Raw genomic sequence first — 10,690 nt, forward strand, 5'->3', positions numbered from 1 at the left:
CGCGCCACAATCGCGGCCCATGCCTTCCTTCACGCCGCGCCAGTTCGTTCTTCTTGTTCTCCTCACCCTCGCGTGGGGTTTCAACTGGCCGGTGATGAAGCTCGGCGTGGCCGACTACCCGCCGCTGGCTTTCCGCGCGATTTCGATCTGGCTGGGCGTGCCCGTGCTGGCGATCGCGCTGGTGGTGATGAAGGTGCCGTTCCGCGTGCCGCGCAGCGCGTGGCCCGAGCTGGTGTGGCTGGGCGCGACCAACATGTTCGTCTGGCACGCCTGCATCATCCTCGCGGTGAAGGCACTCTCGGGCGGGCGCGCCGCAATCCTGGGCTACACGATGCCGGTGTTCTCCGCCGTCATCGGCGCGCTGCTGTTCTCGGCCGTGCTCACGCGCCGCGCATGGACCGGCGTGGGTGCCTGCGCCATCGGCGTCGGGCTGCTGCTGTGGCACGAGCTCACCGACTTCGCCGGCCGCCCCGGCTACGTGGCACTGGCACTGGTGGCTGCGGCCACCTGGGCGCTGGGCACGCAGCTGCTGCGCCACACGCGCATCGGGCTGCCCACGCTCACGCTCTCGTTCTGGATGACGGCCATGACGGCCGTGGTGATGACGGTGCTGTCGCTCCTCTTTGAGCGCGACCAGTGGCGCTCGCCGGGCGCCGTGACCTGGGGATCGATCGCCTACAACGCGGTGCTGATCTTCGGCTTCGCGCACGCGGCCTGGTTCTACCTGGCGCGCGGCCTGCCGCCGGTGGCCTCGACCCTGAGCGTGATGTTCATCCCCGTGCTCGGCGTGTTCAGCGGCGCCGTGTGGCTCGGCGAGGTCGTGCACTGGCAGGACTGGGTGGCGGTGGCGCTGATGATGGTCGCCATCGCCTCGGTGCTCTTGCCTTCACGCAGCAGCAGCAGCGCGAAGGCCTGAACTCAGGTCGTCGTCTGCACGTGCAGGCGGCTGGTCTTGCAGCGGTGCAGCGCGCGGTAGTGCTCCAGCGGCCGGCCGTTGGCACCGTAGGCGATCGACTCGATGCGCAGCAGCGGCTCGGGCTGCGGCAGGTCGAGCAGGCGGCAGGTTTCCGCGTCGGGCAGCACGGCGTCGATCCAGCGTTCGGCGCGCACCAGCCGCACGCCGTACTGGCGGCGCAGCACGTCGTACAGCGAGCGGTCGTCCAGCCGCGTGCGGTGCAGGCCCGGCGCGAGGTCGGCCGGCACGGCCGTCTCGACCAGGAGGCGCAGTTCGCCATCGACGCTGCGCAGGCGCTTGAGGCCGACCACCTGCGCGTCTTCGGTGAGGCCGAGCGCGGCGGCTTCCTGCGCGGTGGCGGCGCGCAGCTCCTGCACGAGGATCTGCGTGCGCACCGAGCGGCCCTTGCGTTCCATCTCGTCGGAAAAGCCCAGCACGGTGGAGACGAAGTCTTCGTCGCGCTCGCGTGCCGACACGAAGGCGCCGCGGCCCTTGATCTTGTAGATGAGGTTGTTGCGCACCAGGTCGGCCAGCGCCTCGCGCACCACGATGCGCGAGATGCCGAACTGCTCGCCCAGCTCGGCCTCGGACGGCAGCTTGGCGCCGATGGGCAGCACGCCCTGCAGGATCTGCAGCCGGATGGCGTCGCGGAACTGCGCCCACAGCGGCGATTCGGAGTTGCGGTCGAGCGAGGTCGTCGACACGGTGTCGGGGGCGGTGGAAAGGGTCACGTTAGGTCGGGCCGAGGACGGGGCTGGCCATCAATGATGCATCGAAAGCGGAAGACGCCGGCTCGTGGGCCGCCACCGGCTGCAGGCGCACGCCGTGCCGCTCGCGCAATGCGGCGGCGCAGGCGCTGAGTTCCTGGTGCGCGCGGGCCGCGTCCCAGCCGAGGGCTTCGGCGGCCACGCCGGCGATCTCGGCGAGCGCGTCGTCGGTGACCAGCCCGCGGATCGCCAGCAGCGTGCGGCGGATCACGAGGTCGTCCAGGTGCACGACGCCGGTCTCCATGCACAGGTACGAGAGCTCGGCCGCCGAGTACTCGGGCGCGTGGCGCAGCGGCGTATCGCCCGAGGCCGCGAGGCGCTGCGCCAGCGGCAGCGCCTTCGAGCCGTAGCGGCGCAGCAGGCCCAGCGCGCGCGCGCGGCCCAGGCCCGAGCCGGCCGTCATCTTGTCGATGAAGCGCTCGATGGCGGCCGCGTCGGCCGGCAGCTCGGCGCCGCCGCCGATGGGCAGCGACTCGGTCGAGGCGGTGCGCGAGCGGCCCAGGTGGCGCAGCACGTGGTCGGTGGCTTCTTCGGCCAGGGCGCGGAAGGTGGTCCATTTGCCGCCCACGAGGCCGACGATGGGCACGTCGCGCGTGGCGCTCGGCGGATCGACCACCACCGAGTGGTCGCGCGAGATCTGGCCCGGCTTGTCGGCGTCGGAGCGCGCGAGCGGGCGCACGCCGACGTAGGTGTAGATCACATGCTGGCGGTCGAAGGCCATGTTCGGGAACACCTCGCGCAGCACGTCGATGAGGTAGTCGATCTCGGCCGGCTCGGTGACGATCTGGTCGGGGTCTTCCACCGGGATGTCGGTGGAGCCCACCAGCACGCGGTCGAGGAAGGGGTAGACGATGCACACGCGCCCGTCCACCGCCTCGAAGTAGGCCATGCGGCCTTCGAGCGCGTCGCGCAGTGCCGGGTGGTCGAGCACGAGGTGCGAGCCCTTGGTGCCCATCACGCGCGGGCCGGCGCCGCCGAGCACGGCCGCGCTGCGGTCGAGCCAGGCGCCGGTGGCGTTCACCACGGTGTCGGCCGTGACGCGCACCAGCGCACCGGTGATCTCGTCGCGCAGCGTGAGGATGTTGCCCGCGCAGCCCGTCACGCGGCAGTAGTTGGCGGCGGCCGAGCGCGGCTGGTCGCGGCAGGCGTCGCCGATGAGCTCGAGGATCAGCCACTCGGGATGGCTGATCCAGGCGTCGAAGAAGGTGGCGGTCCAGCGGATGGCGGCGCGGAACAGGCGGCGATCGTTGGTGGGCACGCGGCTGATGCGGTGGCCCGGCATCACGCGCTGGCGACGGCCCAGCAGGTCGTACAGGCGCAGGCCCGCGGCCACGGCCAGCAGGCCGCGCGTGCGCTGCGGCGGCGTGCGGCCGAAGAACTTGAGCGCGCTGCTCAGCAGCCCGCCGAAGAAGCTCGACAGCGGCACCACGGTCTTCAGCGGCTGCACCAGGTGCGGCGCGTTGCGCAGCAGCAGGTTGCGCTCGCGCGTGGCCTCGGCCACCAGCGAGAAGCTGCCGTTTTCCAGGTAGCGCAGGCCGCCGTGGATCATGCGCGAGGGCGCACTGCTGGCGCCCGCGCCGAAGTCGCCCTTGTCGACGATGAGGCAATCGACGCGTTGCAGCGACAGGTCGCGGAACACGCCCACGCCGTTGATGCCGGCGCCGACGATCACCGTCGAAAAGTGGCGGCCCTCCAGCGAAGCCGGACGGACAAAAGGCAGTTGCCACGCGCTCATGACGCACCGCCCGAAAGATGGTTGAAGACAGGAGACATGCGATCGATCAGTTCGTTGAATTCGGCGTTGAAATCGGCATGGGCCCGCGCGTCGCGCGCGTCGGGTTCGATGAGCTCGCAGGGCGCGCGCAGCGGGCTGGCGGGGCCCGCGTCGTCGAGGTCCTGCGACATCGCGGCATAGAGGGCGGCGCCGCGCGCGCCGGTTTCGTCGTCGGCGCAGCGCTCGACCGGATGGCCCAGCAGCGCCGCGAGCAGGCGCACCAGGCGCGCATCGCTGGCACCGCCGCCCAGCACGCTGGAGGCCGACACCGGCAGGCCCTGCGACGCGAGGCGCGCGGTGTGGCGCGCATGCAGCGCGGCCACGGCATCGACCACGGCGCGCGCCATGTCGGCGGGCGTGTGGTGGCTCTTCAACCCGACGAAGCCGGCCGTGATGCCGCCTCCGCCGTTGATGAAGGGCAGGAAGCGCAGCCCGTTCGCACCGAGCGGCACGCCCATGGCCAGGTCGACCACGGCGCGCGCGTCGGGCAGCCCGAGCGCGCCGGCCAGCCACGCGATGTTGGCCATCGACGAGGGGCTGTTCTCCATGTACAGGCGCTCGCGGGTGCGGCCGAAGTTGACGAGCGCGGCGACCTCGGGCTGGGGGTCGATCACCGGGCCGATGACGGCGTTGACGCACCACGTGCCCAGCACCGACACGGCGCGGCCGCGGTCTTCGGCGCCAATGGCGGTCATCGAGGCGAGCAGGTCGATGGCGCCCATCGCCACCGGAATGCCGGCGGGCAGGCCGCACAGCGCCGCCTCGGCGGCGCGCAGCCGGCCCATCGTCTGGCCACTGGGCACCAGCGGGCCGAAGGCGCGCGGCCCGAGGCCGTCGATGCCCGCGACCTCGAAGGCCAGGGGCGACCAGTCGCCGATGGCCAGCGAGAGCAGGCCGGCGGTGCTGGCGTCGCTCGCGTCGGTGGCGATCTCGCCGGTCAGCAGGAAGCCGAGGTAGTCCTTGGCAAACAGCAGGCGGTGCAGTTCGCCGCGCTGCACGGCGTCGGCGCCCAGCAGCTCGGCCGCGATCACCGTGGGCTGGCCGGGCCAGGGGCGGCAGCCGACGTCCGCGAACAGCCGGTCGCCGTGGCGTGCCGAGAGGCCGAGCGCGCGCGCATCGGCGCGCTGGTCGGTGGAGGCGACGGCGCGGCCGCCCACGAGTTCGTTGTGTGCATCGAGGGCGTACAGGCCCGCACCGTGGCCGGTGCAGCCGATGGCGCACACGTCCGCCGCGCGCGGGCCGAGCTGGCGCGCCACGTCGCCGAGCACGTGGGTCAACCCCGCGCGGATCGCCGCCGCGCCCACCTCGCACCCGCCGCCGGGCAGCCGCGCATGCCGCAGGGGCAGGCGCGACACGGCCAGGCTGCGCCCGCTCCCCGCGTCCAGGGCCAGCGCCTTCAGGCTGCTCGAGCCCATGTCGATGCCGATCAGTATTTTGGTCTTCATGTCATAACAGCTTCGGCGGAAAAAAAGACTGTCACCAGTAGCGTTTCCCCTAGTTATCGGGTGAAACGGCCCGCCATTACATTCTAGCCTGTCATAACAACTGTCGTGACACCACGGTCCACAGGCTCGCCACCCAAAGGCGGGCCGAAAGCTCTGCCAGTCAACGTGAGGAGACAAAGAATGAGGCGTAATTTCCTGAAGTCCGCAGCCGCCGCCGGTATCGGCCTGGCCGGTGCGAGCGCATTTGCGCAGCAGCAGTCCGCAGCCCCTGCGGCAGGTGCCGGCCTGCGCGGCAATGCCAGCGACGTCTACGTGATGAACGTGATGGTCTCGGGCGTCGAGTACTGGTTCCCGGTCTACGAAATGATGAAGCAGCTCGGCCGCACGCTGGGCGTTCGCACCCGCTACACCGGCACGCCGGAGTACGACGTGAACAAGCAGCTCGCATCGTTCGAACAGGAACTGGCGCGCAAGCCCGCCGGCATCCTGCTGCACCCGATGAACCCCGATCCGTTCATCGAACCCATCAACCGCGCCGCCGCGATGGGCATCCCGGTCGTGACCTTCGCGGCCGACTCGCCCAACTCCAAGCGCACCTCGTTCATCACCTCCGACAACGACCGCGAAGGCAACCAGGCCGCCGACGCCATCGCCGCGTCGCTCAACGGCAAGGGCGAGTACGCCGTGCTCGAGAACCCGGGCCAGGACAACCACGACCGCCGCATCGCCGCCTTCGTCAACCGTATGAAGGCCAAGCACCCGGGCATGAAGCTGGTCGGCCGCGCCGCCAGCAACCAGGACCCGAACAAGGCCTACCAGGCCGTACTGAGCCTGGCGCAGGCCAACCCGAACCTGGGCGCGCTCTTCATGCCCGAGGCCAACTCGGCGCTCGGCGCGGCGCAGGCCAAGGTCGAGACCAAGAAGAACATCAAGGTGATGTGCTGCGACGTCAACGCCAAGATCCTGGACATGATCAAGTCGGGCGACGTGTTCGGTGCCATCAACCCGAACCAGGGCATGCAGGGCTACATGGGCATGATGATGCTGTTCCTGGCCAAGAACCCCGGCCTCATCGACCCGATGAACGACGCCAAGCGCAACGGCACCAACCCGATGTCGGTGCCCTTCCTGGACAACGGCCTGGCCGTGGTCAGCAAGGCCAACGCCGACGACTTCTACTGGGACAAGTACCTTGCCCGCCGTGGCACCAAGGGAATCGGCGAGTGAGCACCCCTGCCGCATTGCTTGAACTGCGCGGCATCGCGAAGCGCTTCGGCGCTTCGCGCGCGCTCTCGGGCGTGGACTTCTCGCTGCAGGCCGGCGAGATCCACGCCCTGTGCGGCGAGAACGGCGCGGGGAAGTCGACGCTGATGAACATCATCGACGGCATCCACCAGCCCGACGAAGGCGAGATCGTGCTGTGCGGCCAGAAGGTCGTCATCGACGGCCCCGCCCACGCCATGCGCCTGGGCATCGGCCTGGTGCACCAGGAAATCGCCCTGTGCGCCGACGCCACCGTGGCCGAGAACATCTTCATGCCGGAAATCAACGCCGGCAAGCAGGCGTGGATGAACTTCTCCGCGCTGAACACGCGCGCCGCGACAGTGCTGGCGCGCCTGGGCCAGGACATCGACCCGGCCGCGCTGGTGCGCGACCTGAGCATTTCGAGCCAGCAGCTGGTGGAGATCGCCAAGGCGCTCACGCTCGATTGCAAGGTGCTCATCCTCGACGAGCCCACCGCCGCCCTCACCGACAACGAATCGGCCGCGCTCTTCCGGGTGCTGCACGACCTCAAGGCGCAGGGCATCGGCATCATCTACATCAGCCATCGCATGGCCGAGATCTTCACGCACTGCGACCGCGCCACCGTGTTGCGCGACGGGCGCAACGTGCACAGCGGCCCGCTCGAAAGCATGACACCCGACGAGCTGGTGCGCCGCATGGTCGGGCGCGACCTGGGCAACTACTACCCGCCCAAGCAAGCCGGCGCTGCCGCCGATGCGAACGCCGGCCCCGTGCTCGAAGTCGACGGCATCGCCGACGACGAGCGCGTGCACGGCATCTCCTTCACGCTCCAGCGCGGCGAGATCCTCGGCATCGCCGGGCTCATGGGCGCCGGGCGCAGCGAGCTGGCCGAGACCGTGTGCGGCCTGCGCCCCGCGCGGCGCGGCGCCGTGCGCCTGAACGGCAAGACGCTGGCCATCCGCAAGTACAGCGACGCGCTGCGCGAAGGCATCGCCTACCTCAGCGAAGACCGCAAGGCGGCCGGCGTGTTCCTCGACCTGCCGATCGCGCAGAACATCTCGTCGATGGCGCTGCGCCGCGTCAGCTCGGCCCTGGGCCTGCTGCAGCGTGCCACCGAGCACCGGCTCGCGGTGCAGCTGGGCGCCAAGCTCAACCTGAAGTCGGACGGCGTGGCGATCGAGGTGTCGAGCCTGTCGGGCGGCAACCAGCAGAAGGTGGCGATCGCCAAGCTGCTGGCCACGCAGCCCGCGGTGCTGCTGATGGACGAGCCCACGCGCGGCGTGGACGTGGGCGCGAAATCCGAGATCCACCACATCCTGCGCGACCTGGCCGACCAGGGCGTGGGCGTGGTGGTGATCTCTTCCGAACTGCCCGAGATCATCGGCCTGTGCGACCGCGCACTGGTGATCCGCGAAGGGCGATTGGCGGGCGAACTGGCCCATGACGAGATGACGGAGGAAGCCCTGCTGCGGCTGGCCTCCGGACTTTGCGAACCCGAAGAGGCAATGGCATGAACTTTCCGACCAGAATCGACGCAGGCGCCGCGGCCACGGCCACGGCCGGCTCCCTGCAACCCCGCCGAACAGGAGACCCCGTGAAGCAGGCCAACAAGCTCACGAGCATGCGCGAGGCCGGGCTGGTGCTGATCATCGTGGCGCTGTGCGTCGCGATGAGCTTCGCATCGCCCTACTTCCTCACCTGGGACAACGTGCGCGCGATGCTGCTGTCCTTCTCCATCGAAGGCATCGTGGTGGTGGGCATGACCATCCTGCTCATCGTCGGCGGCATCGACCTGTCGGTGGGCTCGGTGGTGTGCTTCGCGATGGTGGTGACCGGCAAGCTCTTTCTCATGGGCATGGACCCGTGGCTCGCGAGCCTGGTGGCCATCGGTGCCAGCGGCCTCATCGGCGCCATGATCGGCGGCTGCGTCACGCGCATCGGGCTGAACCACTTCATCGCCTCGCTGGCCTTCATGGTGATCGTGCGCGGCCTGTGCCTGGCGCTCACGCAGGGCACGCCGCAGTCGCTGTTCTCGCTGCCGGCCGAGTTCAAGTTCATCGGCCAGGGCACGCTGTTCGGCGTGCCGGCCGTGATCCTGATCTTCCTGGCCATCGTGATCGTGAGCGACTTCGTGCTGCGCCGCTCCACCCTGCTGCGCCGCGTGTTCTACACCGGCAGCAACGAGAAGGCCGCGCTGTACGCCGGCATCCGCGTGGGCCGCGTGAAGTTCTGGGTCACGGTGCTGTGCTCAGCCTCGGCGGGCCTGGCCGGCGTGATCTACACGGCGCGCTTCGGCGCCGCCACGCCGACCTTCGGCATGGGCATGGAACTCAACGTGATTGCCGCGGCCGTGATCGGCGGCGCCAGCCTCAAGGGCGGCTCGGGCACCGTGCTCGGCGCCGTGCTCGGCCTGGCCCTGCTGTCGGTGGTGACCAGCTCGCTGATCCTGCTCGACGTGTCGCCTTACTGGCAGGACGTGATCAAGGGCCTGATCCTGCTCGCGGCCGTGACCATCGACCACATCCTGAACACCCGAAAGACCAAGCGATGAGCAACGCAACGCAGATGAAGAAGACCACCCTGGGCCCCTCGGGCATCGAAAGCTCGGCCATCGGCCTGGGCACCTGGGCCATGGGCGGATGGATGTGGGGCGGCGGCGACAACGCCGCCGCCGTGATCGCCATCCAGGCCTCGCTCGATGCGGGCGTGAACCTGATCGACACCGCACCGGCCTACGGCCTGGGCCGCTCCGAGAGCATCGTCGGCACCGCGCTCAAGGGCCGCCGCCACGAGGCCGTGATCGCCACCAAGTGCGGACTGGTGTGGCACACGCAGCAGGGCACGCACTTCTTCGAGGAAGACGGGCATCCGGTGTACCGCTACCTCGGGCGCGACTCGATCTTCCACGAATGCGAAGAGAGCCTGAAGCGCCTGCAGACCGACTACATCGACCTGTACATCACGCACTGGCAGGACCACACGACGCCCGTGGCCGAGACCATGGACGCGCTGCTGGCCCTCAAGAAGCAGGGAAAGATCCGCGCCATCGGCGTGAGCAACGCGACGCCCGAGATTCTTTCGGAATACCTGAAGCACGGCCCGGTCGATGCGGCGCAGGAGCTCTACAGCCTCATCGACCGCGGCATCGAGACCACGCTGGCGCCGCTGTGCGCCGAGCACAACGTGGCGGTGCTGGGCTACTCGTCGCTGGCGCTGGGCCTGCTCGCCGGCCCGATCGACCCCGCGCGCGAGTTCAAGGGCGACGACCAGCGCGCCACCAACCCGCGTTTCAGCGAAGCCAACCGCGCGAAGCTCAAGGCCTTCTTCGACACGCTGGAGCCGCTGCGCACGCACCTGGGCTGCTCGTTCGGCCAGATGATGATCGCCTGGACCGTGGCCCGCGGCACCGTCTCGGTGGCGTTGTGCGGTGCGCGCGTGCGCCAGCAGGCGATCGAGAACGCCGGCGCCGGCGCGGTCGTGCTCGACAGCGAAGCCCTGCAGCTCATCGACGCTGCGGCCAAGCGCCACCTGGACGCGCTCGCCTGAGCGCGCGCGTTTCTTTCCTTCCTTTTTCCTCAACACGGAGTTCTTCCTTCATGTCGAAAGACAAGACCGCGCGGCTCAACCGCCTGCTGCACAACGGCCGCTGCCTGGACATCGCCCTGGACCACGGCGTGTGCAACGAACCCACCTTCCTGGACGGCCTGGAGGACATGCCCGGCGTGATCGACAAGCTCGTGGCTGCGAAGCCCGATGCGATCCAGCTCAACTACGGGCAGTCCGACCTGCTGCAGGACCGGCCCGGGCGCGATCGCCCCGCGCTGGTGATGCGCCTGGACATGGGCAACCCCTACAACGCCGTGCACCACCGCGTGATGTGGGCCGTGCTGCAAAACCAGGACGACCCCGTGCTGCCCGCCGTGCAGCGGGACGCGGCCTGCGTGGTCGTCAACCTGTTCATGCTGCCCGACGAGCCCGACCTGTTCCGCCAGTGCGTGCAGAACATCGCCCGCGTGCGCGCCGACTGCGACCGCTACGGCATGCCGCTCATGATCGAGCCGCTCGTGATGCAGGCGCCCACGGCCACCAGCCGCTACATGGTGGACGGCGACGCCGAAAAGATCGTCACGCTCACGCGCCTGGCGCGCGAGATGGGCGCCGACATCGTCAAGGCCGATCCCACCACCGACGCCACCGACTTCCACCGCGTGGTGCAGGCCGCGCGTTGCCCCGTGCTCGTGCGCGGCGGCGGACGCGAAGACCTGCAGCAGGTGTTCGCGCGTTCGCGCGTGCTCCTGGACCAGGGCGCCGTCGGCATGGTGTACGGCCGCAACGTCTACCAGCACGCCAACCCCTCGGCGGTGGTGAGCGCACTGATGGCCATGATCCACGACGGTGCCAGCGCCGAAGCGGCCTGGGCCATCTACGAATCGGGCGGCGTGAAGTAACAGCGCCCAGGCGCCGGTGCCTTCCACCCGGAAGGCGCCGGCGCCAACCAGCGGGA

9 protein-coding genes are annotated in these 10,690 nt (G+C 69.7%); 6 read left to right on the top strand and 3 right to left on the bottom strand.

Features of this window, described 5'->3' with window-relative positions; genetic code table 11:
• Positions 1 to 19: 19 nt before the first annotated feature.
• On the top strand, positions 20 to 916 hold the full coding sequence (locus tag VHAB30_RS23815) for a DMT family transporter (protein WP_095743280.1): 897 nt from the start codon (positions 20 to 22) through the stop codon (positions 914 to 916).
• A 2-nt stretch (positions 917 to 918) separates the two neighbouring features.
• On the opposite strand, the gene VHAB30_RS23820 is transcribed toward VHAB30_RS23815, so the two are convergent.
• Genes VHAB30_RS23820 through VHAB30_RS23830 form a run of 3 tightly spaced genes read right to left on the bottom strand, consistent with a single transcriptional unit; the run spans position 919 to position 4,941 of the window.
• A complete protein-coding gene (locus VHAB30_RS23820) occupies positions 919 to 1,686 on the bottom strand; it encodes a GntR family transcriptional regulator (protein WP_172438465.1) in 768 nt (255 codons plus the stop codon).
• Position 1,687: 1 nt separating this feature from the next.
• Positions 1,688 to 3,457 (bottom strand): glycerol-3-phosphate dehydrogenase/oxidase, encoded by a 1,770-nt coding sequence (locus VHAB30_RS23825; protein WP_159278810.1) that lies wholly within the window; start codon positions 3,455 to 3,457, stop codon positions 1,688 to 1,690.
• Positions 3,454 to 4,941 (bottom strand): FGGY family carbohydrate kinase, encoded by a 1,488-nt coding sequence (locus VHAB30_RS23830; protein WP_159278811.1) that lies wholly within the window; start codon positions 4,939 to 4,941, stop codon positions 3,454 to 3,456. The genes VHAB30_RS23825 and VHAB30_RS23830 overlap by 4 nt, the downstream gene beginning before the upstream one ends.
• 180 nt (positions 4,942 to 5,121) lie before the next feature.
• Between VHAB30_RS23830 and VHAB30_RS23835 the strand changes: the two genes are divergently transcribed.
• The 5 genes from VHAB30_RS23835 to VHAB30_RS23855 are packed head-to-tail and all read left to right on the top strand — an operon-like array spanning position 5,122 to position 10,634.
• Positions 5,122 to 6,168: a substrate-binding domain-containing protein gene (locus tag VHAB30_RS23835; RefSeq protein ID WP_062476030.1), complete on the top strand. Its 1,047-nt coding sequence runs from the start codon at positions 5,122 to 5,124 to the stop codon at positions 6,166 to 6,168.
• Positions 6,165 to 7,700 (top strand): sugar ABC transporter ATP-binding protein, encoded by a 1,536-nt coding sequence (locus tag VHAB30_RS23840; RefSeq protein ID WP_159278812.1) that lies wholly within the window; start codon positions 6,165 to 6,167, stop codon positions 7,698 to 7,700. Before VHAB30_RS23835 ends, VHAB30_RS23840 begins: the two co-directional genes overlap by 4 nt.
• A complete protein-coding gene (locus VHAB30_RS23845) occupies positions 7,697 to 8,737 on the top strand; it encodes an ABC transporter permease (RefSeq protein WP_070063424.1) in 1,041 nt (346 codons plus the stop codon). Before VHAB30_RS23840 ends, VHAB30_RS23845 begins: the two co-directional genes overlap by 4 nt.
• On the top strand, positions 8,734 to 9,732 hold the full coding sequence (locus VHAB30_RS23850; RefSeq protein ID WP_095950694.1) for an aldo/keto reductase: 999 nt from the start codon (positions 8,734 to 8,736) through the stop codon (positions 9,730 to 9,732). The genes VHAB30_RS23845 and VHAB30_RS23850 overlap by 4 nt, the downstream gene beginning before the upstream one ends.
• A 50-nt stretch (positions 9,733 to 9,782) precedes the next feature.
• On the top strand, positions 9,783 to 10,634 hold the full coding sequence (locus VHAB30_RS23855; RefSeq protein ID WP_095950695.1) for a class I fructose-bisphosphate aldolase: 852 nt from the start codon (positions 9,783 to 9,785) through the stop codon (positions 10,632 to 10,634).
• Positions 10,635 to 10,690: the final 56 nt, after the last annotated feature.

Origin of the sequence: Variovorax boronicumulans, assembly GCF_009811375.1 — a bacterium.
GTDB lineage: Bacteria > Pseudomonadota > Gammaproteobacteria > Burkholderiales > Burkholderiaceae_C > Variovorax > Variovorax boronicumulans.

Excerpts from the sequence above, each read along its gene's own strand:
- VHAB30_RS23815 (WP_095743280.1), top strand. The coding sequence starts at position 20 with ATGCCTTCCTTCACGCCGCGCCAGTTCGTTCTTCTTGTTCTCCTCACC.
- VHAB30_RS23825 (WP_159278810.1), bottom strand. The coding sequence starts at position 3,457 with ATGAGCGCGTGGCAACTGCCTTTTGTCCGTCCGGCTTCGCTGGAGGGC.
- VHAB30_RS23830 (WP_159278811.1), bottom strand. The coding sequence starts at position 4,941 with ATGAAGACCAAAATACTGATCGGCATCGACATGGGCTCGAGCAGCCTG.
- VHAB30_RS23835 (WP_062476030.1), top strand. The coding sequence starts at position 5,122 with ATGAGGCGTAATTTCCTGAAGTCCGCAGCCGCCGCCGGTATCGGCCTG.
- VHAB30_RS23845 (WP_070063424.1), top strand. The coding sequence starts at position 7,697 with ATGAACTTTCCGACCAGAATCGACGCAGGCGCCGCGGCCACGGCCACG.
- VHAB30_RS23850 (WP_095950694.1), top strand. The coding sequence starts at position 8,734 with ATGAGCAACGCAACGCAGATGAAGAAGACCACCCTGGGCCCCTCGGGC.
- VHAB30_RS23855 (WP_095950695.1), top strand. The coding sequence starts at position 9,783 with ATGTCGAAAGACAAGACCGCGCGGCTCAACCGCCTGCTGCACAACGGC.